Raw genomic sequence first — 24940 nt, 5'->3', positions numbered from 1 at the left:
AAAGCCCGCTTAGATAGCGGGCTTTACTTTGCCTGGTGTTTTTATTTCAAGGTTACTTAAGCCGACTCTTTAACCGCCTCCGGCGGCGGTGTGTCCGTCTGGGTATACACCATCACTTGCAGTACGTCGGAATGAAACTCGCGACGGTACAGCACGACCACCACTCCGGCACTCATCAACATGAACAACCAGGGGCTGACAAACCACGCCAGCATGGTCATGCCGAAGTAATAAGCGCGCAGGCCGAAGTTGAACTGGTTGGCCGCCATGGAAATCACCCGCGCCGCGCGTAGCGCAAATGCCTTGCGCTCCTGCTCCGACACATGCCGCTCCCCCACCATCGGCGCCGAGCCGACCAGCACTGCCGCAAAGTTGTACTGGCGCATGCACCAACTGAACGTGAAGAACGCATAGACGAACACCAGGGCCAGGCACAGCAGCTTGATCTCCGACATGCCCTGGGACGCCTGCTGCACCATGGGAATGTCAGCCAGCAGCGAGACTGCGCGCTCTGAAGCACCGAGCACGGTGAGAATGCCGGCCAGGATGATCAAGGTGCTGGAGGCAAAGAACGACGCGTTGCGTTCCAGGTTGCCGATCACACTGGCGTCGGCGATGCGGTTGTCGCGCAGCAGCATGCGGCGCATCCAGTCTTCGCGATACAGATGCAGCACACTGGCCAGGCACGCAGTGTCCCGGGCCTTCCAGGTGGCATAGCGGGTGTAGCCGCCCCAACACAGGACAAACCAGAGGGCGGCAAGCAGGTGGATCTGATTGGTTTCGACGAACGACATGGGGGTCCTATTAAGCGGTGGTTGGGTGAACACAAGCCGGCTCCTACGGGATCGTGTTGCAAACACATAAAAAATGCCCCGTATCGATTGATACGGGGCATTTCCATGTAGCGTGAAGCCGGCTATTTAAGCGAGCGCTTCGCTGCGCTTGCCCAGCATGCGATCAATCACGAACGCCACGCCCAAGGTCATCACCGAAGGCACCAACCATGCCAGGCCCTGCTCGCTCAATGGCAGGTGCGCCAGTTGCGACGGCATCCAATCGGCCAGGCCAGCACCCTTGAGTGCGTCGATGCAACCGAAGATGAACGACACCAGCATCACCGGACCGACGATACGACCCTGTTCCTGCCAGAAATCTTTGCAGAAGCTCAAGGCCACCAGCACGATGCACGGCGGGTAGATCGCGGTGAGCACCGGGATCGAGAACGCAATCAGCTTGGTCAGGCCCAGGTTCGACACGAACAGCGAGAATAGCGCGAGGATCACCACCAGGGCCTTGTAGGACAGCGGCAGGACGCGGCTGAAATACTCGGCGCAGGCGCAGGTGAGGCCCACCGCAGTGACCAGGCACGCGAGGGAGATCAGCACCGCGAGGAAGCCGCTGCCCAGCGAACCGAACGTGTGCTGCACGTAGGCGTGCAATACCGCAGCGCCGTTACTGGCACCGGCAGCCACTGCATGGCTGCCCGAACCGAGGCGGAACAGACTGATGTAGACCAGTGCCAGGCCGACGCCGGCAATCAGGCCGGCAATGATCGCGTAGCGGGTGATCAGCTTGGGCGAATCGACACCACGGGAACGGATCGCGTTGACGATCACGATGCCAAACACCAGCGCGCCCAGGGTGTCCATGGTCAGGTAACCATTGATAAAGCCCTGGGAGAACGGCGCAGCCACGTACTCAGGGGTAGCCACGCCCACTTCGCCGGCCGGCAGGGCAAACGCGGCGATGCCGAGGATGGCCAGCGCGATGATTTTCAGCGGCGCGAGAAAACGCCCCACGGTGTCCAGCAGTCGGCCCGGATAGAGGGAGACGAAGAACACCACCAGGAAATACACCGAGCTGTAGAGAAACAGTGCCAGCGGACTTTCACCGGTCAACGGCGCCAGGCCGACTTCAAACGACACGGTTGCGGTACGCGGGGTGGCGAACAGCGGCCCTACCGCCAGATACGCCGCTGCCGCGAGCAGGCCACCGGCGATCTTGCCGATCGGGCTGCTCAACGCGTCCATGCCGCCGCCGACCTTGGCCAGGGCGATCACGGTGACCACCGGCAGGCCCACCGCAGTGATCAGGAAACCCAGCGCTGCCATCCAGACGTGAGGCCCGGACTGCAAACCAACGATTGGCGGGAAGATGATGTTGCCAGCGCCCACGAACAGGGCAAACGTCATGAAGCCCAGCGCCAGGACATCCTGGCTTTTCAACACTTTCATTTGAGGAAATACCACACTACTGAATCGGAATTTAGAGAGGGATTCCCTATGGATGAGGGAAATACTGCCGGCCCTGATGGGGACCGACCGGTCTAGCGCGCAGCTTCCTTTTGGGATGCGGACGCATAAAGAGGCGGCTAGATTACAGAATTAGCCTGACAAACGCACTGTTGCGGGGCGGACTGTCCGATAAGCGACACTTTGATGTCGCATCTGTATATCTAAATGCTGGAACGCAATAGAATGTGGGAGCGGCTTGCTCGCGAATGCGGTGGGTCAGCACTGAATGTATCAACTGATAGACCGCATTCGCGAGCAAGCCCGCTCCCACATTTTGATTTTCAGCAACCTGCAGAAAGCACAAAGGCCACCCGAAGGTGGCCTTTGCGTGGTGAAGCGTCAGGTTAGCGCGAGGCTTACTTGACAGCCCAACCGGTCAGCTCGGCCAGGGCCTTGCCGATGTCTGCCAGCGAACGCACGGTTTTAACGCCTGCGTCTTGCAGTGCAGCGAATTTCTCGTCTGCAGTGCCTTTGCCGCCAGAGATGATTGCGCCAGCATGGCCCATGCGCTTGCCCGCAGGGGCAGTCACACCAGCGATGTAGGAAACAACCGGCTTGGTCACGTGTGCCTTGATGTAGGCAGCCGCTTCTTCTTCAGCCGAACCGCCGATCTCACCGATCATGACGATCGCTTCGGTCTTCGGGTCTTCCTGGAACAGCTTCAGGATGTCGATGAAGTTCGAGCCTGGGATCGGGTCACCGCCGATGCCGACGCAAGTCGACTGACCGAAACCGGCGTCAGTGGTCTGCTTCACAGCTTCGTAGGTCAGGGTGCCGGAACGCGAAACGATACCGACTTTACCTGGCAAGTGAATGTGACCTGGCATGATGCCGATCTTGCATTCGCCTGGGGTGATCACGCCTGGGCAGTTAGGGCCGATCAGGACTACGCCCAGCTCGTCGCACTTAACTTTAGCGTCCAGCATGTCCAGGGTAGGAATGCCTTCGGTGATGCACACGATCAGCTTGATGCCGCCGAATGCTGCTTCCAGGATCGAGTCCTTGCAGAAAGGAGCTGGAACGTAGATCACGCTGGCGGTGGCGCCAGTGGCTGCTACAGCGTCTTTCACGGTGTTGAACACTGGCAGGCCCAGGTGCTCGGTGCCGCCTTTGCCCGGAGTTACGCCGCCAACCATCTTGGTGCCGTATTCGATGGCTTGCTGGGTGTGGAAACTACCTTGCGAACCGGTAATACCCTGGCAGATAACTTTGGTGTCTTTATTGATCAGGACGCTCATTATTTGCCCTCCGCAGCTTTGACAACTTGTTGAGCAGCGTCGGTCAGGCTGGTAGCCGCGATGATGTTCAAACCGCTTTCTGCCAGTACTTTAGCGCCCAGTTCAGCGTTGTTACCTTCAAGGCGAACAACAACCGGGATTTTAACGCCAACTTCTTTCACTGCACCGATGATGCCTTCGGCAATCATGTCGCAACGAACGATGCCGCCGAAGATGTTGACCAGTACTGCAGCGACGTTGGAGTCGGACAGGATGATCTTGAAGGCTTCGGTAACGCGTTCTTTGGTAGCACCACCGCCCACGTCGAGGAAGTTGGCTGGTTTGCCGCCATGCAGGTTGACGATGTCCATGGTACCCATGGCCAGGCCAGCACCGTTGACCATGCAACCGATGTTACCTTCCAGGGCTACGTAGTTCAGTTCGAACTTGGCAGCGTGCGCTTCGCGCGGATCGTCTTGCGACGGATCGTGGAAAGTCTTCAGCTTAGGCTGACGGTACATGGCGTTGGCGTCGATGTTGATCTTGGCGTCGAGGCAGTGCAGATCGCCGTCAGCCTTGATCACCAGCGGGTTCACTTCCAGCAGGGCCAGATCGTGATCCTGGAACAGTTTGGCCAGACCAACGAAGATCTTGGCGAACTGGGCAACTTGCTTGCCTTCCAGACCCAACTGGAAAGCCAGCTCACGACCCTGGAATGGCTGAGCGCCAACCAGTGGATCGATAGTGGCTTTCAGAATTTTTTCTGGGGTTTCGTGAGCGATCTTCTCGATGTCCACGCCACCTTCGGTGGAAGCCATGAACACGATGCGACGGCTCGAACGGTCAACGACAGCGCCCAGGTACAGCTCTTTAGCGATATCAGTGCACGATTCAACCAGGATCTTGGTGACTGGCTGGCCATTGGCATCAGTCTGGTAAGTCACCAGACGCTTGCCCAGCCACTGCTGTGCGAAGGCCTTGGCGTCTTCTTTGCTGCGAACCAGCTTAACGCCGCCCGCTTTACCGCGACCACCGGCGTGGACCTGGGCTTTGACAACCCACTCGCTGCCGCCGATTTTGTCGCAAGCTTCTGCTGCTGCTTCCGGGGTGTCTACTGCGTAGCCCTTGGAAACTGGCAGGCCGTATTCAGCGAACAGCTGCTTACCCTGATACTCGTGAAGATTCATGCTTTTTACCGTCTTCGTTAGGTACTGCGCATTCGGCGCTGCGCTCATTATGAGTGCCGCGCCACCTGTGACTGCTGCTTGCGCAACTTGCAGGGCTCAAGGCCCGTAAAGCTGCGCAAGGCTGCGTCCAGCGGATATTCCGCGGTGAGTCTTGCGCGCAAGGCTCACGACGGGCAACTCCGCCGTGGTTTCTTATTATCTCGCTTAGCGCTTCTTGCGGTTGGCGATGTGGATGGCGCCGCCATTCACTGCCAACGCTGCTTCGTGCAACGCTTCGGACAGGGTCGGATGGGAGAAGACCATCATGCCCAGGTCCTCGGCACTGGTGCCGAATTCCATACCGATTGCGCCTTGCTGAACCAGTTCTGCAGCGCTTGGGCCGATCACGTGGACGCCCAATACGCGGTCAGTCTTGGCATCAGCGATGACTTTGACAAAACCACCGGTGTCGTTGGCTGCCATGGCACGGCCAGAAGCGGCAAACGGGAAGGTGCCGACGTTAACTTCAACGCCTTCAGCTTTCAACTGCTGTTCGTTCTTGCCGACCCATGCAATTTCCGGGTGGGTGTAGATAACCGACGGGATCAGGTCGTAGTTCATCTGGGTTTTGTGGCCCTTGATGCGCTCGACAACCATGATGCCTTCTTCGGAAGCCTTGTGCGCCAGCATCATGCCACGCACCACGTCACCAATGGCGTACACGCCAGGAACGGTGGTTGCGCAGTGATCGTCAACGTGGATGAAACCACGCTCGTCGATGTTCACGCCGCTGTCGGAAGCCAGCAGGTCGGTGGTCACCGGACGACGACCCACGGCTACGATCAGCTTGTCGAAAGTGATGGTCTGTTCGCCATCCTTGTCGGTGTAGGTCACGACAACTTCTTCGCCGTTGACCTTGGAGCCGGTCACGCGTGCGCCCAGCTTGATGTCCAGACCTTGCTTGGTCAGGGTTTTCAGCGCTTCTTTGGACACCGCAGTGTCGGCAGCCAGCAGGAACGTGTCCAGGGCTTCCAGCACGGTCACTTCAGAACCCAGACGGGACCAGACCGAACCCAGTTCCAGGCCGATCACGCCAGCGCCGATCACGCCCAGGCGTTTTGGAACCGATTGGAATTCCAGGGCGCCGGTCGAATCAACGATCACGTTCTGGTCGACTGGAGCCGGTGGAATGTCGATTGGACGCGAACCTGGTGCCAGGATCACGTTCTCGGCTTCGATGACTTCAACCGAACCGTCTGGCTTGGTGATTTCAACTTTCTTGCCGGCCAGCAGTTTGCCGTGGCCTTGCAGGGAAGTAACGCCGTTGGCCTTGAACAGGGTCGCAACGCCGGAAGTCAGGCCTTTGACGATGTTGGCTTTACGGCCGACCATTGCTGGCACGTCCATGGTCACGCCAGCATGGTTGATGCCGTGGATCGCGAAGCCGTCTTGGGCTTCGTGGAATTTCCAGGAGCTGTCCAGCAGCGCCTTGGAAGGAATGCAACCAACGTTCAGGCAGGTACCGCCCAGTGCCAGTTTGCCTTCCTTGTCGGTGTATTTTTCGATGCAAGCAGTCGAGAGGCCCAGTTGTGCGGCCTTGATGGCGGCAACGTAGCCGCCAGGACCTGCACCAATCACTACAACGTCAAATTTCTGTGTCATGAAAATAGATCCTCTATTCAGCGACAAGCTTCAAGCGACAAGCTGCAAGCCAAGCTGCTTTTTCCTACAGCTTGTAGCTCGCAACTTGCAGCTGCGTCTTTAGATGTCCAGCAGCAGACGAGCCGGGTCTTCCAGCAGGTTCTTGATGGTCACCAGGAAAGTCACGGCTTCTTTACCATCGATCAGGCGGTGATCGTAAGACAGTGCCAGGTACATCATTGGGCGGATCACGACTTGGCCGTTGATGGCCATCGGACGCTGGATGATGTTGTGCATGCCCAGGATCGCGGCTTGTGGCGGGTTGACGATCGGGGTCGACATCATCGAACCGAAGGTACCACCGTTGGTGATGGTGAAGGTACCGCCGGTCATCTCGTCGATGGTCAGCTTGCCGTCACGGGCTTTCTTGCCGAAGGTCGCGATGCCGCCTTCGATTTCAGCCAGGCTCATCAGCTCGGCGTTACGCAGTACTGGAACCACCAGGCCACGGTCGCTGGACACGGCAACGCCGACGTCTGCGTAGCCATGGTAAACGATGTCGTTGCCGTCGATGGAAGCGTTGACAGCCGGGAAGCGTTTCAGCGCTTCGGTGGCCGCTTTCACGAAGAACGACATGAAGCCCAGGCGCACGCCGTTGTGGGACTTCTCGAACAGGTCCTTGTACTTCGAACGCAGGGCCATGACTTCAGTCATGTCGACTTCGTTGAAGGTGGTCAGCATCGCCATGTTCGACTGTGCTTCAACCAGGCGCTTGGCCACGGTGGCACGTACGCGAGTCATCGGCACACGCTTCTCGGTGCGGTCGCCAGCAGCGAACACAGGCGCAGCAGCAGCCGGGGCAGCAGCCTTGGCAGGTGCGGCAGCCGGTGCGTTTTTCTTGGCTTCAACAGCGGCAACCACGTCTTCCTTGGTCACACGGCCGTCTTTGCCGGTGCCTTTGATGGAAGCCAGGTTGATGCCATTTTCTTCAGCCAACTGACGCGCAGCCGGTGCAGCGATTGGATCTTCGCCACCCGCAGCCGGAGCAGCGGCGGCGGCTGGAGCAGCAGCCGGTGCAGCAGCGGCTGGAGCGGCGGCGGCAGCACTGCCCTCTTCGATCGAGCCCAGAACCTGGTTCGACAGCACGGTAGCGCCTTCTTCGGCAACGATTGCGCCCAGTACGCCGTCAGCTTCGGCCAACACTTCCAGCACGACTTTGTCGGTCTCGATGTCGACGATCAGGTCGTCACGCTTGACGGCCTCACCTGGTTTCTTGTGCCAGGTGGCAACGGTGCCATCGGCAACCGATTCCGGGAATGACGGGGCTTTGATTTCGATAGCCATTATCTGTGGGTCCTTAAAATTCGGTTTCAGTCAGCGCGAAGGCGTTAAACAGTGAAAGCATCTTGCAGCAGTTTTTCCTGCTGCTCGGCGTGCATCGACGCATAACCACACGCAGGTGCAGCAGAAGCATCACGACCGGCGTACTCCAGGCCCAGGGCCTTGTTGTGGTTACCGATGCTGCGACGCAGGTGATGCTGGCTGCTGTACCACGCGCCCTGGTTCATCGGTTCTTCCTGACACCACACCACGTTGGTGAGGTTGGTGTAAGGCGCGATGGCCTCCATCAGGTCGTCTTCCGGGAACGGATAAAGCTGCTCGATACGCACGATGGCGATGTCTTCGCGGCCTTCTGCACGGCGTTTTTCCAGCAAGTCGTAGTAGACCTTGCCGCTGCACAGGATCAGGCGAGTGACCTTGGCGGCGTCCAGCGTGTCGATTTCTGGAATCACGGTCTGGAACGAGCCGTCAGCCAGATCTTCCAGGGTCGAGATGGCCAATTTATGACGCAGCAGCGACTTCGGCGTCAGTACTACCAATGGCTTGCGCAGCGGGCGGATCACCTGGCGACGCAGCAAGTGGTAGATCTGGGCCGGGGTAGTCGGCACGCACACCTGGATGTTGTGCTCGGCGCACAGCTGCAGGTAACGCTCCAGACGGGCCGAGGAGTGCTCCGGACCCTGACCTTCATAACCGTGTGGCAGCAGCATGGTCAGACCGCACAGACGGCCCCACTTGTGCTCGCCGCTGGTGATGAACTGGTCGATAACCACCTGGGCACCGTTGGCGAAGTCGCCGAACTGGGCTTCCCAGATCACCAGCGCGTTCGGCGTGGTGGTCGAGTAACCGTATTCGAACGCCAGTACGGCTTCCTCGGACAGGAAAGAATCGTACAGGTCGAAACGCGGCTGGCCTTCGTACAGGTGTTGCAGCGGTACGTAGGTGCTGGCGTCTTTCTGGTTGTGCAATACCGCGTGACGGTGCGAGAACGTACCACGGCCGATGTCCTGGCCGGTCATGCGGATCGGGTGACCTTCGAACGCCAGGGTCGCGTACGCCATGGTTTCGGCGTAACCCCAGTTGATCGGCAGGCCGCCGGCTTGCATCTTCTGACGGTCTTCGTAGATCTTCGAGACCTGGCGCTGTACGACGAAGCCTTCTGGAATTTCCAGCAGCTTGGCAGACAGTTCCTGCAGGGTCTTCAAGTCGAACGAGGTATCGTGACGTGCAGTCCAGGCGTGGCCCAGGTAAGGACGCCAGTCCACGAACAACTCTTTGTTCGGCTCCTTGACCAGGCTTTTCACTACATGCAGACCGTTGTCCAGCGCGTTGCGGTATTCGTCGACTTTCGCCTGAACACGCGCATCGTCAACCACGCCGGCCTTGGTCAGGCTTTCGGCGTACAGCTCACGGGTAGTGCGCTGCTTGGTGATCTGCTGGTACATCAACGGCTGGGTGCCGCTTGGTTCATCGGCTTCGTTGTGACCGCGACGGCGGTAGCAAACCAGGTCGATCACCACGTCACGCTTGAACTGCATGCGGTAGTCGATGGCCAGTTGGGTCACGAACAGCACGGCTTCCGGATCATCACCATTCACATGGAGGATCGGCGCCTGGATCATCTTGGCAACGTCGGTGGCGTACTCGGTGGAACGCGCGTCCAACGGGTTGCTGATGGTGAAGCCCACCTGGTTGTTGATGACGATGTGAACGGTACCGCCCGTCTTGAAGCCGCGAGTCTGCGACATCTGGAAGGTTTCCAGGACCACGCCCTGACCGGCGAATGCCGCGTCACCGTGGATGGAAATCGGCAGGACCTTCTCGCCGGTGGTGTCGTTACGACGATCCTGGCGAGCACGTACCGAACCCTCGACCACTGGAGAAACGATTTCCAGGTGGGATGGGTTGAACGCCATGGCCAGGTGAACTTCACCGCCGGTGGTCATCACGTTGGACGAGAAACCCTGGTGGTACTTAACGTCACCGGAGCCCAGCTCGACCTTCTTCTTGCCTTCGAACTCGTCGAACAGCTCGCGCGGGTTCTTGCCGAACGTGTTGACCAACACGTTCAGGCGACCACGGTGAGCCATGCCGATCACGATTTCCTTGGTGCCGTAGGAACCGGAACGCTGGATCAACTCGTCGAGCATCGGAATCAGGCTTTCGCCGCCTTCCAGGCCGAAACGCTTGGTGCCCGGGTATTTGGTACCCAGGTATTTCTCGAGACCTTCAGCTGCGGTCACGCGCTCCAGCAGGTGGCTGCGCACGTCGGCAGACAGCACCGGACGGCCACGCACGCCTTCCAGGCGATGCTGGAACCAGTGGCGTTGCTCGGAATCGGTGATGTGCGTGAACTCAGCGCCAATGGTGCGGCAATATGTCTGCTGCAACGCTTCGTGAATTTCGCGTAGGCTCGCTTCCTCTTTGCCGATGAACAGGTCGCCGGCACGGAAGGTCGTATCAAGATCGGCATTGGTCAAGCCGTAATGATTGATCGACAGGTCAGCAGGTGCAGGACGCTGCCAGAGCCCCAGCGGGTCAAGCTGGGCCGCCTGGTGGCCACGCATCCGGTAGGCCTGGATCAGTCGCAATACTTCAACTTGCTTCTTCTCGTGCTCACTGCTCACGCTGCCGGCGGAAACCGGTTGGGCGCGGCGCTGGTTCTTTGCCAGCAGCACAAACTGATCGCGAATTGTTGCGTGCGATACATCGGTGGCAGCGTTGCCGTCTGAAGACAACGTCTGAAATTTGGTGCGCCATTCTTCTGGCACAGCGTTAGGGTCGTGCAGGTAGAGCTCATAAAGCTCTTCCACATAGGCAGCGTTACCACCTGAAAGATAGCCGCTGTTCCACATGCGCTGCATCACGCTTTCTTGCATGCTTGGTCACCCTCGATTTGGGGACACCACCGGCGAAAACACCGAGTTTGCTTGCAAAAGGCCAAGTGCAGCGACCAAAACAAGCCACTTAGGATCACGCTGATAGTTCGGGTACCAACCCGAATGCCCCTGCTTGTCTCATTTCTTCAAAATAAGAGCCGCGGCTTTGTAAGTCGCTGCTCAAGTTAAAACTACGGCGCCGGTTGAAGCCTGCGCCGTAGCATTTACGGGCACAACGGTCCTGCTTTTACTACAACGTCGTTACACGCCGCTTTGCAGCAGCATGTTACGGATGTGACCAATGGCCTTAGTCGGGTTCAGGCCTTTGGGACATACGTTGACGCAGTTCATGATCCCGCGGCAGCGGAATACGCTGAACGGGTCATCCAGCGAAGCCAGACGCTCGGACGTCTTGGTGTCACGGCTGTCTGCCAGGAAGCGGTACGCTTGCAGCAGGGCAGCTGGACCCAGGAACTTGTCCGGGTTCCACCAGAAGGATGGGCACGACGTCGAGCAGCAAGCGCAAAGGATGCACTCGTACAGACCGTCGAGCTTTTCACGCTCTTCCGGGGACTGCAGACGCTCGATGGCCGGAGCCGGAGTATCGTTCTGCAGGAACGGCTTAACTTTCTCGTATTGCTTGTAGAAGATGCTCATATCGACGACCAGGTCACGGATAACCGGCAAACCTGGCAGAGGACGAACGATCAGCTTGTTGCCTTTGACGACAGCGGACAGTGGCGTGATGCACGCCAGGCCGTTTTTGCCGTTGATGTTCATGCCGTCGGAACCGCATACACCTTCACGGCAAGAGCGACGATAGGAGAAACCTTCGTCCTGCTCTTTGATCAGTGCCAATACATCCAGCACCATCAGGTCTTTACCACCGGTATCGACCTGGAATTCCTGCATGAACGGCGCAGCGTCCTGATCAGGGTTGTAGCGGTAAACACTGACTTTCAACATGGCAGCCACCCTTAGTAAGTCCGAATCTTCGGTTCAAACGTCGGAACCGTCTTCGGCGAGAAGTTCACGGCACGCTTGGCAACGCGCTTGTCACCCGGGAAGTACAGGGTGTGGCACAGCCAGTTTTCGTCGTCGCGATCTTCAAAGTCTTCACGAGCGTGAGCACCACGGGATTCTTTACGAACCTCGGCGGCGATCGCAGTCGCTTCAGCCACTTCGAGCAGGTTTTGCAGCTCAAGAGCTTCGATACGAGCGGTGTTGAAGGCCTGGCTCTTATCGTTGATCTTGACGTTGGCGATGCGCTTGCGCAGGTCAGCCAGCTGGGCAATACCCTTCTGCATGTATTCGCCGGTACGGAATACACCGAAGTAGTTCTGCATGCAGCTTTGCAGCTCGCGACGCAGGGTCGCCACGTCTTCGCCATCGGTACGCTCGTTCAGAGCGTTCAGGCGCGCCAGGGCGGCCTCAATGTTGGCGTCGGTCGCGTCATCGTATTCGATGCCGTCGGTCAGCGCTTTTTCCAGGTGCAGGCCAGCAGCACGGCCGAATACCACCAGGTCGAGCAGCGAGTTGCCGCCCAGGCGGTTGGCACCGTGAACCGATACGCAAGCCACTTCGCCTACCGCGAACAGACCGTGGATGATTTCATCCTGGCCTTCGGCGTTCTGGGTGATCGCCTGGCCATGAATGTTGGTCGGCACGCCGCCCATCATATAGTGGCAAGTCGGAACAACCGGCACCGGAGCAACCACCGGGTCAACGTGAGCAAAGGTCTTGGACAGCTCGCAGATACCTGGCAGGCGGCTATGCAGCACTTCTTCGCCGAGGTGATCGAGCTTGAGCAGTACGTGGTCGCCGTTCGGGCCACAGCCGTTGCCGGCGATGATTTCCTTGACCATCGAACGGGCAACAACGTCACGACCCGCCAGGTCTTTCGCGTTCGGAGCATAACGCTCCATGAAACGCTCGCCGTGCTTGTTGATCAGGTAACCACCTTCACCACGGCAACCTTCGGTAACCAGTACGCCCGCGCCGGCGATACCGGTCGGGTGGAACTGCCACATCTCGATGTCTTGCACCGGCACGCCAGCACGCAGGGCCATGCCAACGCCGTCACCGGTGTTGATCAGTGCATTGGTGGTCGACGCGTAGATACGACCTGCACCGCCGGTCGCCAGGACAGTTGCCTTGGCGCGGATGTAGGTGGTTTCACCGGTTTCGATGCAGATGGCGATCACACCGACGAACTCGCCTTGCGCGTTCTTGACCAAGTCAACCGCGTAGTACTCGTTCAGGAACGTGGTGCCGGCTTTCAGGTTGCCCTGATAAAGGGTGTGCAGCAGCGCGTGACCGGTACGGTCGGACGCAGCGCAGGTACGGGCAGCCTGGCCGCCTTTACCGTAATCCTTCGACTGGCCGCCGAATGGACGCTGGTAGATACGACCTTGCTCGGTACGCGAGAACGGCAGACCCATGTGGTCCAGCTCGAATACGGCAGCCGGGCCTTCCTGACACATGTATTCGATAGCGTCCTGGTCACCGATGTAGTCGGAACCCTTGACGGTATCGTACATGTGCCAGCGCCAGTCATCGTTCGGGTCGGCAGAGGCGATGGCGCAGGTGATGCCACCCTGGGCCGAGACGGTGTGGGAACGCGTCGGGAACACCTTGGTGATCACGGCAGTCTTGTGACCGCCCTGGGCCAGCTGCAGCGCTGCGCGCATGCCAGCACCGCCGCCACCAATAATGATGGCGTCGAATGAAATAGTTGGAATGTTAGCCATGAATCAGATACCCCAAAGAATCTGCACACCCCAGACGAAGTAAGCGAACATCGCGACGCCGCATACTGCCTGGAAGAGGAAACGTACTGCAGTCGCGGACTTGCCCAGCGCCATTGGCGTCAGGTAGTCGGTCGCGATGGTCCACATGCCGACCCAGGCGTGTGCGCCCAGGGCTACAAGTGCCAGCAGACTGAAGATTCGCATCGCATTGTGGGAAAACAGGCCGTGCCATTGCTCATAGCCAATGCCCGGGTTTGCGACGAGGTATCCGATCAGGAAAATGAAATAAGCCGCGAGAACGACCGCAGACACACGCTGTGCCATCCAGTCATAGAGGCCCGAACGCGACAGATTCGTAACGCTGGTTACCATATCCAAACTCCTGCCAGAACGATCAGCACCACGGAAATGGCGATGATGATTTTCGAGCCCAGTCGGCCGCCTTCCAGCGTCTCACCGATGCCCATATCCATGATCAAGTGGCGCACACCGGCTACCAGGTGATACAGCAGAGCGGACAGGAGGCCCCATGCTACGAACTTGGCCAGCGGGCTGGTCAAGCATGCCTTCACCTCGGCGTATCCTTCCTCGGAACCCAGGGATTTGCTCAATGCATAAAGCATGATGCCCAAGCCCAGGAACAGGATGATGCCGGAAACACGGTGCAGGAACGACGTAACGCCGGTGATGGGGAGTTTGATGGTCCTTAGGTCTAGGTTTACAGGTCGTTGGCTATTCACGGCTTTTTTTCACACTGAAGAGCCCCTAACAATCAGGGCAAAGTTGTTGGGGAGTGCACTGGTCAGGTAAGCACCACCCAGGGAGTGCGACCCCCAATGAAAGCAAGCCCAAAAGCCCTTGGCGGTCGGTGGCCGAGTATAGACAGTTAGGTTACTAATGACAACGCGCGCTCCTCACCCTAATAGCTGATTGCGCTGGCGGGATAAAAGGCGTAAATGGCAGTCAATTTCGAGGAAAAAGTACGGTTAAAGCCTTCTGGAGCAAGACTTTAGGCAAATTGACATCTGAATTTATCTCACTATAGTGGTGCGGGCCCTGCGTGGGGGGTCTGTCTGATGATTTGAAGCATAAATAGGAGGCCACATGGCTGACAAAAAAGCGCAGTTGATCATCGAGGGCGCAGCCCCCGTCGAGCTGCCCATTTTAACCGGCACCGTTGGTCCCGATGTTATCGACGTACGGGGCCTGACGGCCACGGGCCGTTTCACATTCGACCCAGGCTTCATGTCGACCGCCTCTTGCGAGTCGAAGATCACCTATATCGATGGCGATAATGGCATTCTGCTGCACCGGGGCTACCCGATCGAGCAACTGGCTGAGAAATCGGACTACCTGGAAACCTGCTACCTGCTGCTAAATGGCGAATTGCCAACAGCCGAGCAGAAAGCGCAGTTCGTCAGCACCGTGAAGAACCACACCATGGTTCACGAGCAGTTGAAGACCTTCTTCAACGGCTTCCGTCGCGACGCCCACCCGATGGCCGTCATGTGCGGTGTGGTCGGCGCCCTGTCGGCCTTCTATCACGACTCCCTGGACATCAATAACCCGCAGCATCGCGAAATCTCCGCGATCCGCCTGGTTGCCAAGATGCCGACCCTGGCCGCGATGGTCTACAAGTACTCCATGGGTCAACCCATGATGTACCCGCGCAACGACCTGACGTACGCGGAAAACTTCCTGCACATGATGTTCAACACTCCGTGCGAGATCAAACCGATCAGCCCGGTGCTGGCCAAGGCAATGGACCGGATCTTCATCCTCCACGCCGACCACGAGCAGAACGCCTCCACCTCTACCGTACGCCTGGCTGGCTCTTCGGGTGCCAACCCGTTCGCCTGTATCGCCGCCGGTATCGCCGCACTGTGGGGCCCTGCCCACGGCGGTGCGAACGAAGCCGTACTGACCATGCTCGATGAAATCGGCGATGTCTCGAACATCGACACCTTCATCGCCAAGGCCAAGGACAAGAACGATCCGTTCAAGCTGATGGGCTTCGGTCACCGCGTCTACAAGAACCGTGACCCGCGCGCCACCGTGATGAAGCAGACCTGCGACGAAGTCCTGAAGGAACTGGGGATCAAGAACGATCCGCAACTCGAACTGGCCATGCGCCTGGAAGAGATCGCCCTGACCGACCCGTACTTCATCGAACGCTCGCTGTACCCGAACGTCGACTTCTACTCGGGGATCATCCTCAAGGCGATCGGCATTCCAACCAGCATGTTCACCGTGATCTTCGCCCTGGCGCGGACCGTGGGCTGGATCTCCCACTGGAAAGAAATGCTCTCCAGCCCGTACAAGATTGGCCGCCCGCGCCAGCTGTACACCGGCTACGAGTCGCGTGACATCACCAAGCTGGAAGATCGCAAGTAAGCAGCTGACTGCCTCCTTGCACTGAATAAGGCCTCCTCTGGAGGCCTTATTTGTTTCTGCAGCCCCAACGCCCCCTCCCCCACTGTAGTGAGGCCCGCAAGGACAGCGCCAGGCTCCAGGCTACCATCGCCGCAAACCGGCTCCTGCAATGGGTCGTGGCTGACCGTTCCTACGTTCTGCGGGGGAATGCCTCACGTGACAGTCAGCGTTACCGTGCACAGGGGTGAAAACGGCCTCGCCAGGCAGTCTTATTGCTGCTGGATTTGAGAAACAGTTTTGTCGTATCCGTTACCAATAAAAGCAAAAAAAAGCCCCGATCTCGCGACCGGGGCATTTTTTTGTAACAGCTACAGCGATTAGTGGTTAACCGCCCCACTCGCTCCCAGGCCAGTCTGCGAACGCACAAACTGCGGGAAGTACAGCGCACGCTCTTTCTCTGCCGCCGCCGACTTGTCGGTGATGGAGAAGAACCAGATGCCCACGAACGCGATGATCATCGAGAACAGCGCCGGGTATTCGTACGGGAAGATGGCTTTTTCATGGTGCAGGATCGAGACCCAGATGGTCGGGCCCAGGATCATCAGGCCAACCGCACTGACCAGGCCCAGCCAGCCGCCAATCATGGCGCCACGGGTGGTGAGGTTCTTCCAGTACATGGAAAGCAGCAGCACCGGGAAGTTACAGCTGGCGGCAATCGAGAATGCCAGGCCGACCATGAACGCGATGTTCTGGCTTTCGAACAGGATACCCAAGCCGATCGCCAATACAGCCAGGGCGATGGTGGTGATCTTCGACACGCGAATCTCATCCTTCTCGTTGGCCTTGCCTTTCTTGATCACGCTGGCATACAGGTCATGGGACACCGCCGAGGCACCCGCCAGGGTCAAACCGGCAACCACTGCCAGGATGGTGGCAAACGCCACGGCCGAGATGAAGCCCAGGAAGATACTGCCACCCACCGCGTTGGCCAGGTGCACTGCCGCCATATTGTTACCGCCGAGCAAGGCGCCTGCAGCATCCTTGAACGCCGGGTTGGTGCTGACCAGCAGGATCGCGCCGAAGCCGATGATAAAGGTCAGGATGTAGAAGTAACCGATGAAGCCTGTGGCATACAGCACGCTCTTACGCGCTTCCTTGGCGTCGCTTACGGTGAAGAAGCGCATCAGGATGTGCGGCAGGCCAGCGGTACCGAACATCAGCGCAAGCCCCAAGGAGAATGCCGAGATCGGGTCTTTGACCAAGCCGCCAGGGCTCATGATCGCCTCACCTTTAGGGTGAACCTTGATCGCTTCGGCGAACAGCGTGTTGAAGTCGAAGTTGACGTGCTTCATCACCATCAGCGCCATGAACGAGGCACCGGACAGCAACAGTACGGCCTTGATGATCTGCACCCAGGTGGTCGCCAGCATGCCGCCGAACAGCACATACAGGCACATCAGGATACCTACCAGGATCACGGCGACATGGTAGTCCAGGCCGAACAGCAGCTGGATCAGCTTGCCGGCACCGACCATCTGCGCGATCAGGTAGAACGCCACCACCACCAGCGAGCCACATGCCGACAGGCTGCGGATCTGGGTCTGGCCCAAGCGGTAGGACGCCACGTCGGCAAAGGTGTACTTGCCCAGGTTACGCAGGCGCTCGGCGATCAGGAACAGAATGATCGGCCAGCCCACCAGGAAGCCGATCGAGTAGATCAGGCCGTCGTAGCCGGAGGTGAACACCAGGGCGGAAATACCCAGGAAAGACGCCGCCGACATATAGTCGCCGGCAATCGCCAGGCCATTCTGGAAGCCGGTGATCTTGCCGCCGGCCGCATAGTAGTCGGCCGCCGACTTGTTGCGCTTGGAAGCCCAGTAGGTGATGCACAGGGTGGCACCGACAAACGCGACAAACATCACGATGGCCGAGACGTTCAACGGTTGCTTGTGCACTTCACCGGTCAATGCGTCCGCCGCCCAAAGAGCAGGCGCAAACAGCGACGCGCCGAATATTGCCAGTAGACGCCGGATCATTGCGCAGCCTCCTTGAGAATCGCATTGTTCAGGTCGTCAAACTCGCCATTGGCCCGGCGCACGTAGATGCCGGTCAGGATAAAGGCAGACACAATCAGCCCGACGCCCAGGGGAATGCCCCAGGTAATCGACGAACCGGGGCTGAGCTTGGCCCCCAGCACTTGTGGCCCATAGGCGATCAACAGGATGAAAGCGGAGTAAAGCCCTAGCATGATCGCCGAGAGAATCCAGGCGAACCTTTCCCTTTTTCTGACCAGCTCCTTGAAACGCGGGCTGTTTTGAATCGAGAGGTAAATGCTGTCGTTCATTGTTTTTATCCTCGCAGCACAGCTTTTTTATTATTGGAACGTATCCACTGTATGCGGCTGCGGGACAGGTTCCAGACGACCTTAGTAGTAGAGCGAGATAGCAACTTCGCAAGTTTTTCAGTCAACAAATAAACAACAGCCCGAATGCAGGCAAAAAAATGTGGGAGCGGGCTTGCTCGCGAATGCCGTACATCAGTCAATAAATGTGCTGACTGACACACCGCATTCGCGAGCAAGCCCGCTCCCACATTAGGCCTGCTGCGTGACTTCTACAGGGTTAACCCTTATTTACCCACCCACTCGGCCACCCGCTCAGGGTGCTTGGCGACCCAATCCTTGGCCGCTGCGTCAGGCTTGGCGCCCTCTTGAATCGCCAGCATGACTTCGCCGATTTCGTCCTTGGAGGCCCACTGGAATTTCTTCAGGAAGGCTGCGACTTCCGGCGCTTTCTTCTCCAGGCCCTTGCTGCCGATGCTGTTGACGGTTTCAGCAGCACCATAAATCCCTTTTGGATCGTCCAGGAAACGCAGTTTCCACTTGGCGAACATCCAGTGTGGCACCCAACCGGTGACCGCAATGGATTCCTGTTTGTCTTCGGCACGGGTCAGCTCGGCGATCATCGCGGCGCCCGAACTGGCTTGCAGCTTGTAGTCCAGGCCATAGGCCTTGATCGCCTCGTCGGTCTTGAGCATCACGCCTGAGCCGGCGTCGATGCCGACGATCTTGTTCTTGAAGGTGGTGTCGGTCTTGAGGTCTTCGATGGACTTGGCCTTGACGTACTCCGGTACGATCAGGCCGATCTTCGCATCCTTGAAGTTGGGGCCGTAGTCGACCACCTTGTCCTTGTTCTTGGCCCAATACTCGCCGTGGGTCACGGGCAACCATGCGGAAAGCATGGCGTCGAGCTTGCCGGTGGCCACGCCCTGCCACATGATCCCGGTGGCGACGGCCTGCAGTTTCACGTCATAACCGAGCTTTTCCTTGATCACCTCTGCCGCCACGTGGGTGGTGGCAACGCTGTCCGACCAACCGTCCACGTAGCCGATGCTCAGGGTTTTGCTGTCGGCACTGGCCAGTGTGGAGCTCATCGCAACTACCAGCGTGGCAGCCGCGCCCAAGAGTCGTCGCATCTTCATAGTACTTCCCCGAAAGTGCTGCGCCCGGCGGATGCCGAGCGACGTCAACCTGTTGTTATGTGGTGCACCGCGCCCCCTTCACGCGCATCAATCACGGTAGTGCGCCGCCAGCGGAGAACTGACACTTCGATCATCAACCTGCCGGAACCTCGGACCTGCTCTGTCAGCGACCTCATGCAAGCAAGAAACGACATCACATCGCCAGTAGGAAGTTTTGTAGGACTCGAACCCGGAATCCCGCCCGAACTTTGCATGTCAAAATTATGCAGCCCCACTGGGACGGGGCAAATCCGGGTAAGATGCGCGCCTTTGCTCCTCCAGATAAGCCGACCATGCCCGCGACCGCCCGCTTCCCTGCCCTGCCCTATTGCTTCGCCTTGATCCTCGGCCTGCTGGCCCTCGCTGGCTATTGGTACGGCCTCGGCCGCCCGGTCGTGCTGCCGGATGTCGCCAGCGCCAGCCACAAGCTGCAATGTGCATCCTACACGCCGTTCGACAAAGACCAATCGCCCTTCGACCAGCCGTTCAAGCTGCGTCCCGAGCGCATGGACGCCGACCTCGCCCTGCTGGCCACCCGCTTCGAATGCATCCGCACCTACTCCATGACCGGCCTGGAAGCCTTGCCGGAAATGGCGCGCAAGCATGGATTGAAACTGATGGCCGGCGCCTGGGTCAGCAGTGACCCGGTTGCCACCGAAAAAGAAATCCACGCGTTGATCGCTGCCGCCAACGCCAACCCCGATGTAGTGACGTCGGTGATCGTCGGCAATGAAGCCCTGCTGCGCAAGGAGGTCACCGCCAAACAGCTGGTGACGCTGATCCATACCGTCAAAAGCCAGATCAAGCAGCCGGTCACCTACGCCGATGTCTGGGAGTTCTGGCTGCAACACCCGGAAATCGCCCCGGCGGTGGATTTCCTGACCATTCACTTGCTGCCCTACTGGGAAGATGATCCGTCCGGCATCGACCAGGCGCTCAAGCACGTGGGCGATGTACGCCAGACGTTCGGCAACAAGTTTGCCCCCAAGGACGTGTTGATCGGCGAGACCGGCTGGCCGAGCGAAGGCCGCCAGCGCGAAACGGCGGTGCCGAGCCGGGTCAATGAGGCCAAGTTCATGCGGGGTTTCGTCGCCATGGCTGAAGCCAATGGCTGGCATTACAACCTGATCGAAGCCTTTGACCAGCCGTGGAAGCGCGCGAGTGAAGGCGCCGTCGGCGGTTACTGGGGCCTGTTCGATGCCGATCGCCAGGACAAGGGCATCCTTGCCGGCCCGGTGACCAACGTGCCGTATTGGCCGCTGTGGCTGGGGGTGGGCGGGATTATCCTGCTGGGCACGCTGGCGCTCGGCGGTCGCGTGCGCAGCACCCGGGCCGCGTTTGCCCTGCCGCTGCTGGGCGCAGTGGCGGCCTGCTCCATCGGCACCTGGGCTGAACTGACTCGCGTGACCGCGCGTTTCAATGATGAGTGGGTATGGGCCGGGTTACTGGTCGCGCTGAACCTGCTGGTGCTGGCCCACGCTGCGCTGGCCTTGAGCGCACGCGAAGGTTGGCGCGAGCGGGCGTTCAACTGGCTGGAGCAGCGCGCGGGCTGGCTGGTGGCAATCGCCGGCTTTGCTGGCGCCGTGATGATGCTGGCGCTGGTGTTCGACCCACGTTATCGCAGCTTCCCGAGTGCAGCGCTGGTATTGCCGGCCTTGGTGTACCTGGTACGCCCGGTGACCGGGCCACGCCGGGAGATTGCCCTGCTGACCTTCATCATCGGCGCCGGCGTTGCGCCGCAGTTGTACCGTGAAGGGTTGTTGAACCAGCAGGCGTGGGGTTGGGCGGTGGTTAGCCTGCTCATGGTTGTAGCGTTGTGGCGCTGTCTGCGAGTGCGTAAGGCGTAACACCACTTTCGTCGGCCAGCCAGTGCCTACACTTGATCGTAGGCGCTGGCTTGCCGGCGATAGCGCCTATTCAGATGGCCCTGTTCTTGCGCACCAACCGCAACCCCGCGATCACCACCGCAAACACCGCGAAGGTGGTGTTGTACAACGCCAGCGCCGGCAGGCCGAATACCAGCCCTAACACCGCCAAACCCCACCCCGCACGGCCCGGCACGAAAAACGCGAGCACCGACGTCACCAGTGCCGCCCAGCCCAACACCTTGAAGTGAATCATCAGGCCCAGGTTCGAACGCACCTGGCATTCCCAGCGGCTGGCCTCATCCGCACAGATGCCGACCCACTGGCCATCCTCCATGAAGCCATAACGCGCGGCATAGCTGGCAGCCAGCCACAACGGCAAGGCGATAAGCAGCAAAATCAACGGCAAGCGGCGAGACATGGGGCACTCCGATAGGCAAAAACGGCGCTCAGCTTAATGCGCCGGCGGCCGTTAGCAAGGTGTGTACGCAGATAACTGTTCAACAAAGCGTGCCAAAGTGTATCGTCTGGCTACTATTACCCCGATTCCGACGTTTTTTTCCGACTTTTCGTGCCGAGGGCTGGCACTTCGGTGGCAACGCGGTGGTCATAGCCTGCGAACTTCATTCAGCACGTTTCCTCTTAGGGATAAAGTCATGCTCCGTTCCTTGCGCTGTGCTGCCTTGCTGGGCAGCCTTTTTTTGAGTGCGTCAGCACTGGCCGTCGATATCGACCAAGCCAGCTATGGCTACCCTTTGACCAACCCGTTCGAAGCGACCATCGCAACCACACCGCCTGACCTGCGGCCCAAATTGCCGAGCGACGACGAGATCAATCAGTCCGACTACACCCTGAACATGCGCCCCGAGCGCGAATTCAGCCTGCCGGACAACTTCTGGGCGGTGAAGAAGCTGACTTACCGCATCGCCAAGCAGGACCGTGCCGCCCCGCTGATCTTCCTGATCGCAGGTACCGGTGCGCGGTTTGACAGCAGCATCAACGAATACCTGAAAAAACTCTATTACCAGGCCGGCTACCACGTGGTGCAACTGTCGTCGCCGACCAGCTTCGACTTCATCGCCTCGGCTTCGCGCTTTGCCACCCCTGGGATCAGCCAGGAAGACGCCGAAGACATGTACCGCGTGATGCAGGCCGTGCGTGCACAGAATGCCTCGCTGCCGGTAACCGACTTCTACCTCACCGGCTACAGCCTCGGCGCCCTGGATGCGGCCTTTGTCAGCAAGCTCGACGAGACCCGCCGCAGCTTCAACTTCAAGAAAGTGCTGCTGCTCAACCCGCCGGTCAACCTCTACACCTCGATCACCAACCTCGACAAACTGGTCCAGACCGAGGTCAAGGGCATCAACAACACCACCACGTTCTATGAGCTGGTGTTGAACAAGCTCACCCGCTACTTCCAGCAAAAGGGCTACATCGACCTCAATGACGCCCTGCTCTACGACTTCCAGAACTCCAAGCAGCACCTGACCAACGAACAGATGGCCATGCTGATCGGCACCTCCTTCCGCTTCTCGGCCGCCGACATTGCCTTCACTTCGGACCTGATCAACCGCCGTGGCCTGATCATCCCGCCGAAATACCCGATCACCGAAGGCACCAGCCTCACGCCGTTCCTCAAGCGTGCGCTGCAATGCGATTTCGACTGCTACCTGACCGAGCAGGTCATCCCGATGTGGCGCGCCCGTTCCGATGGCGGCAGCCTGCTGCAACTGGTTGACCAGGTCAGCCTGTATGCACTCAAGGATTACCTGCACAACAGCCCGAAAATCGCCGTCATGCACAACGCCGACGATGTGATCCTGGGCCCCGGCGACCTCGGTTTCCTGCGTACAACCTTCGGCGATCGCTTGACCGTCTACCCGCTGGGCGGCCACTGCGGCAACCTCAATTACCGCGTCAACGCCGACGCCATGCTGGAGTTCTTCCGTGGCTAAATATCTTCTGCTGCTTGCCGCCTTGATGTGCGCAGGCGTGGCCAACGCCGACAACAGCAAGGCCCATGCGCCTACCGTGGTGGGCTCCGATGGCTTCAAGGAACCGCTGACCAAGCTCAAGTTCAACCCGGGACTGGACCAACGCGAGTTCGAGCGTTCGTCGCTGACCGCGCTCAACGTCTACGACCCGCTGGAGTCGTGGAACCGCCGCGTGTACCACTTCAACTACCGCTTCGACCAATGGGTGTTCCTGCCGGTGGTCGACGGTTACCGTTACGTCACCCCGAGCTTCCTGCGCACCGGAGTGAGCAATTTCTTCAACAACCTGGGCGACGTGCCCAACCTGTTGAACAGCCTGCTGCAGCTCAAGGGCCACCGCTCCCTGGAAACCACCGGGCGCCTGCTGCTCAACACCACCATCGGCATCGCCGGCCTGTGGGACCCGGCCACCGCCATGGGCCTGCCGCGCCAGAGCGAAGACTTCGGCCAGACCCTGGGCTTCTATGGCGTGCCAGGCGGCGCGTACCTGGTGCTGCCGATCTTCGGCCCGTCGAACCTGCGTGACACCACGGGCTTGCTGGTCGATTACGGCGCGGAGACCGAGATCAACTTCCTCAACGTGTCCAAAGTCAGCGAAAACCACCCGGAAATCTGGGCCCTGCGCGCGGTCGACAAGCGCTACCAGACCAGCTTCCGCTATGGGCAGATGAACTCACCGTTCGAGTATGAAAAGGTGCGGTATATCTATACCGAGTCGCGCAAGTTGCAGATTGCGGAGTAGTAACCGCTGACAAAAAAAGGCCATTCGAATGAATGGCCTTTTTTATTGCGCTGATTTTGCTGACTCAGCTGACACCGTGACCAGGAGGCACACCTGCCGTCTGGAACAGTAGGATTAAGCTTGAACAGCCGTGAATCAGCTTTTCGTCGCTCGCCATACCTTGCCAACCACCGACACCACGGCCAACACCACCGCCCCCGCAATGATCCCTGCCACCGCATTCAGCAAGGTCGGCATTAACCACGCCAAGCCTGCGGTACTTTGGCTGACCGTCTCGATCCAGTGATGCACCACCGGCACGCCATGGGTCAGGATGCCGCCGCCGACCATGAACATCGCCGCAGTACCAATCACCGACAGGCTTTTCATCATGTACGGCGCCGCGCGCAAGATTGCGCCGCCGATGCTGCGCGCCATCTGGCCGGGCTTCTGGGTGAGCCACAGGCCCAGGTCATCGAGCTTGACGATGCCGGCCACCAGGCCATACACGCCAATGGTCATGACGATGGCAATGCCCGACAGCACGACCACCTGCTGCATCAACGGTGCAGCGGCCACGGTGCCGAGGGTGATGGCGATGATTTCCGCCGAGAGGATGAAGTCGGTGCGGATCGCGCCTTTGATCTTGTCCTTTTCGTACGCCACCAGGTCGGTTGCCGGGTCGGCCACGGCCTCGACCAGATGCGCCTGCTCTTCGGTGCGTTTGTGCAGGAAGGTGTGCGCGAGCTTTTCAAACCCCTCGAAACACAAGTAAGCCCCGCCCAGCATCAACAGCGGCGTGACCGCCCAAGGCGCAAACGCACTGATCAACAGCGCCGCCGGCACCAAAATCAGCTTGTTGAGAAACGAGCCCTTGGCCACCGCCCACACCACCGGGATCTCCCGTTCGGCGCGTACTCCAGAGACCTGCTGGGCGTTGAGTGCCAGGTCATCGCCGAGGACCCCGGCGGTTTTCTTGGCGGCCATCTTGGTCATCAACGCCACATCGTCGAGCACCGCAGCGATGTCGTCGATCAGTACCAGCAAACTGCTTCCTGCCATTGGGGGACTTCCTGCCGTGAGAATGCCGCGAATATAACGCGGATCACTGCCGATCTGCTGTTGATCTTGCTCACCGGGTGGGAGCTGGCTTGCCGGCGATGGCGGTCTCCCCGCCTGC

The 24940-nt window shown here is 59.2% G+C and carries 20 protein-coding genes; 4 read left to right on the top strand and 16 right to left on the bottom strand.

The window, feature by feature from the left end; all coding sequences use genetic code 11:
- Window positions 1–56: 56 nt before the first annotated feature.
- From JFU04_RS08425 to sdhC, 11 genes are all read right to left on the bottom strand, one after another.
- A complete protein-coding gene (locus tag JFU04_RS08425) occupies window positions 57–794 on the bottom strand; it encodes a DUF599 domain-containing protein (protein ID WP_065901545.1) in 738 nt (245 codons plus the stop codon).
- Between the two features lie 126 nt (window positions 795–920).
- Window positions 921–2234, bottom strand: coding sequence for a branched-chain amino acid transport system II carrier protein (gene brnQ, locus JFU04_RS08420; protein ID WP_201143837.1), 1314 nt, complete (start codon window positions 2232–2234; stop codon window positions 921–923).
- 416 nt (window positions 2235–2650) lie between these two features.
- The gene (sucD, locus tag JFU04_RS08415; RefSeq protein WP_003172813.1) at window positions 2651–3532 is read right to left on the bottom strand and encodes a succinate--CoA ligase subunit alpha; all 882 of its coding nucleotides are present in this window, start codon (window positions 3530–3532) and stop codon (window positions 2651–2653) included.
- Window positions 3532–4698 (bottom strand): ADP-forming succinate--CoA ligase subunit beta, encoded by a 1167-nt coding sequence (sucC, locus tag JFU04_RS08410; RefSeq protein ID WP_003190011.1) that lies wholly within the window; start codon window positions 4696–4698, stop codon window positions 3532–3534. The genes sucD and sucC overlap by 1 nt, the downstream gene beginning before the upstream one ends.
- A 204-nt stretch (window positions 4699–4902) precedes the next feature.
- Window positions 4903–6339 (bottom strand): dihydrolipoyl dehydrogenase, encoded by a 1437-nt coding sequence (lpdA, locus tag JFU04_RS08405; protein WP_065901549.1) that lies wholly within the window; start codon window positions 6337–6339, stop codon window positions 4903–4905.
- 99 nt (window positions 6340–6438) lie between these two features.
- Window positions 6439–7662, bottom strand: a complete 1224-nt coding sequence (gene odhB, locus JFU04_RS08400) for a 2-oxoglutarate dehydrogenase complex dihydrolipoyllysine-residue succinyltransferase (protein ID WP_065901552.1) — start codon at window positions 7660–7662, stop codon at window positions 6439–6441.
- A gap of 44 nt (window positions 7663–7706) precedes the next feature.
- Window positions 7707–10538, bottom strand: a complete 2832-nt coding sequence (locus JFU04_RS08395; protein ID WP_065901555.1) for a 2-oxoglutarate dehydrogenase E1 component — start codon at window positions 10536–10538, stop codon at window positions 7707–7709.
- A gap of 261 nt (window positions 10539–10799) precedes the next feature.
- The gene (locus tag JFU04_RS08390) at window positions 10800–11504 is read right to left on the bottom strand and encodes a succinate dehydrogenase iron-sulfur subunit (RefSeq protein WP_003172807.1); all 705 of its coding nucleotides are present in this window, start codon (window positions 11502–11504) and stop codon (window positions 10800–10802) included.
- Between the two features lie 11 nt (window positions 11505–11515).
- Window positions 11516–13288: a succinate dehydrogenase flavoprotein subunit gene (gene sdhA, locus JFU04_RS08385; protein WP_065901559.1), complete on the bottom strand. Its 1773-nt coding sequence runs from the start codon at window positions 13286–13288 to the stop codon at window positions 11516–11518.
- A 3-nt stretch (window positions 13289–13291) separates the two neighbouring features.
- On the bottom strand, window positions 13292–13660 hold the full coding sequence (sdhD, locus tag JFU04_RS08380; RefSeq protein ID WP_003172805.1) for a succinate dehydrogenase, hydrophobic membrane anchor protein: 369 nt from the start codon (window positions 13658–13660) through the stop codon (window positions 13292–13294).
- Complete coding sequence (gene sdhC, locus JFU04_RS08375; protein ID WP_003172804.1) at window positions 13654–14028, bottom strand: succinate dehydrogenase, cytochrome b556 subunit; 375 nt, start codon at window positions 14026–14028, stop codon at window positions 13654–13656. Before sdhC ends, sdhD begins: the two co-directional genes overlap by 7 nt.
- Window positions 14029–14392: 364 nt before the next feature.
- On the opposite strand from sdhC, the gene gltA reads away from it, so the two are divergent.
- Window positions 14393–15682 (top strand): citrate synthase, encoded by a 1290-nt coding sequence (gene gltA / locus JFU04_RS08370; protein ID WP_014717728.1) that lies wholly within the window; start codon window positions 14393–14395, stop codon window positions 15680–15682.
- 356 nt (window positions 15683–16038) lie between these two features.
- On the opposite strand, the gene JFU04_RS08365 is transcribed toward gltA, so the two are convergent.
- The 3 genes from JFU04_RS08365 to JFU04_RS08355 form a co-directional block, all read right to left on the bottom strand.
- A complete protein-coding gene (locus JFU04_RS08365) occupies window positions 16039–17697 on the bottom strand; it encodes a cation acetate symporter (protein WP_065901564.1) in 1659 nt (552 codons plus the stop codon).
- The gene (locus JFU04_RS08360; protein ID WP_016972153.1) at window positions 17694–18005 is read right to left on the bottom strand and encodes a DUF485 domain-containing protein; all 312 of its coding nucleotides are present in this window, start codon (window positions 18003–18005) and stop codon (window positions 17694–17696) included. Before JFU04_RS08360 ends, JFU04_RS08365 begins: the two co-directional genes overlap by 4 nt.
- Before the next feature lie 284 nt (window positions 18006–18289).
- Complete coding sequence (locus JFU04_RS08355) at window positions 18290–19141, bottom strand: glycine betaine ABC transporter substrate-binding protein (protein WP_065901566.1); 852 nt, start codon at window positions 19139–19141, stop codon at window positions 18290–18292.
- A 332-nt stretch (window positions 19142–19473) separates the two neighbouring features.
- Here JFU04_RS08355 and JFU04_RS08350 point away from each other — a divergent pair, with 332 nt between their 5' ends.
- Entirely contained in the window at window positions 19474–21027 is a 1554-nt protein-coding gene (locus tag JFU04_RS08350) for a glycoside hydrolase family 17 protein (RefSeq protein WP_201143836.1), read from the top strand.
- A gap of 70 nt (window positions 21028–21097) precedes the next feature.
- Here the strand turns inward: JFU04_RS08350 and JFU04_RS08345 are convergent, their stop codons facing one another.
- The gene (locus tag JFU04_RS08345) at window positions 21098–21466 is read right to left on the bottom strand and encodes a hypothetical protein (protein ID WP_120447997.1); all 369 of its coding nucleotides are present in this window, start codon (window positions 21464–21466) and stop codon (window positions 21098–21100) included.
- A gap of 235 nt (window positions 21467–21701) precedes the next feature.
- Between JFU04_RS08345 and JFU04_RS08340 the strand changes: the two genes are divergently transcribed.
- Window positions 21702–23000: a serine/threonine protein kinase gene (locus JFU04_RS08340; RefSeq protein WP_065901569.1), complete on the top strand. Its 1299-nt coding sequence runs from the start codon at window positions 21702–21704 to the stop codon at window positions 22998–23000.
- Window positions 22993–23781, top strand: a complete 789-nt coding sequence (locus JFU04_RS08335; protein ID WP_065901571.1) for an MlaA family lipoprotein — start codon at window positions 22993–22995, stop codon at window positions 23779–23781. Before JFU04_RS08340 ends, JFU04_RS08335 begins: the two co-directional genes overlap by 8 nt.
- A 135-nt stretch (window positions 23782–23916) precedes the next feature.
- Here the strand turns inward: JFU04_RS08335 and JFU04_RS08330 are convergent, their stop codons facing one another.
- A complete protein-coding gene (locus JFU04_RS08330) occupies window positions 23917–24822 on the bottom strand; it encodes a DUF808 domain-containing protein (protein WP_201143835.1) in 906 nt (301 codons plus the stop codon).
- Window positions 24823–24940 lie beyond the last annotated feature (118 nt).

The organism is Pseudomonas sp. TH21 (assembly GCF_016651025.1).
Taxonomy (GTDB): domain Bacteria; phylum Pseudomonadota; class Gammaproteobacteria; order Pseudomonadales; family Pseudomonadaceae; genus Aquipseudomonas; species Aquipseudomonas aylmerensis.
Note: the sequence above shows the minus strand (reverse complement) of the source record. Positions and strands in the feature narration are given on the sequence as shown.

Excerpts from the sequence above, each read along its gene's own strand:
- JFU04_RS08330 (WP_201143835.1), bottom strand. The coding sequence starts at position 24,822 with ATGGCAGGAAGCAGTTTGCTGGTACTGATCGACGACATCGCTGCGGTG.
- JFU04_RS08350 (WP_201143836.1), top strand. The coding sequence starts at position 19,474 with ATGCCCGCGACCGCCCGCTTCCCTGCCCTGCCCTATTGCTTCGCCTTG.
- odhB (WP_065901552.1), bottom strand. The coding sequence starts at position 7,662 with ATGGCTATCGAAATCAAAGCCCCGTCATTCCCGGAATCGGTTGCCGAT.
- JFU04_RS08390 (WP_003172807.1), bottom strand. The coding sequence starts at position 11,504 with ATGTTGAAAGTCAGTGTTTACCGCTACAACCCTGATCAGGACGCTGCG.
- brnQ (WP_201143837.1), bottom strand. The coding sequence starts at position 2,234 with ATGAAAGTGTTGAAAAGCCAGGATGTCCTGGCGCTGGGCTTCATGACG.
- JFU04_RS08425 (WP_065901545.1), bottom strand. The coding sequence starts at position 794 with ATGTCGTTCGTCGAAACCAATCAGATCCACCTGCTTGCCGCCCTCTGG.
- sucD (WP_003172813.1), bottom strand. The coding sequence starts at position 3,532 with ATGAGCGTCCTGATCAATAAAGACACCAAAGTTATCTGCCAGGGTATT.
- JFU04_RS08360 (WP_016972153.1), bottom strand. The coding sequence starts at position 18,005 with ATGAACGACAGCATTTACCTCTCGATTCAAAACAGCCCGCGTTTCAAG.
- JFU04_RS08340 (WP_065901569.1), top strand. The coding sequence starts at position 21,702 with ATGCTCCGTTCCTTGCGCTGTGCTGCCTTGCTGGGCAGCCTTTTTTTG.
- sucC (WP_003190011.1), bottom strand. The coding sequence starts at position 4,698 with ATGAATCTTCACGAGTATCAGGGTAAGCAGCTGTTCGCTGAATACGGC.
- JFU04_RS08345 (WP_120447997.1), bottom strand. The coding sequence starts at position 21,466 with ATGTCTCGCCGCTTGCCGTTGATTTTGCTGCTTATCGCCTTGCCGTTG.
- lpdA (WP_065901549.1), bottom strand. The coding sequence starts at position 6,339 with ATGACACAGAAATTTGACGTTGTAGTGATTGGTGCAGGTCCTGGCGGC.
- sdhD (WP_003172805.1), bottom strand. The coding sequence starts at position 13,660 with ATGGTAACCAGCGTTACGAATCTGTCGCGTTCGGGCCTCTATGACTGG.
- sdhA (WP_065901559.1), bottom strand. The coding sequence starts at position 13,288 with ATGGCTAACATTCCAACTATTTCATTCGACGCCATCATTATTGGTGGC.
- JFU04_RS08395 (WP_065901555.1), bottom strand. The coding sequence starts at position 10,538 with ATGCAAGAAAGCGTGATGCAGCGCATGTGGAACAGCGGCTATCTTTCA.
- JFU04_RS08355 (WP_065901566.1), bottom strand. The coding sequence starts at position 19,141 with ATGAAGATGCGACGACTCTTGGGCGCGGCTGCCACGCTGGTAGTTGCG.
- gltA (WP_014717728.1), top strand. The coding sequence starts at position 14,393 with ATGGCTGACAAAAAAGCGCAGTTGATCATCGAGGGCGCAGCCCCCGTC.
- JFU04_RS08365 (WP_065901564.1), bottom strand. The coding sequence starts at position 17,697 with ATGATCCGGCGTCTACTGGCAATATTCGGCGCGTCGCTGTTTGCGCCT.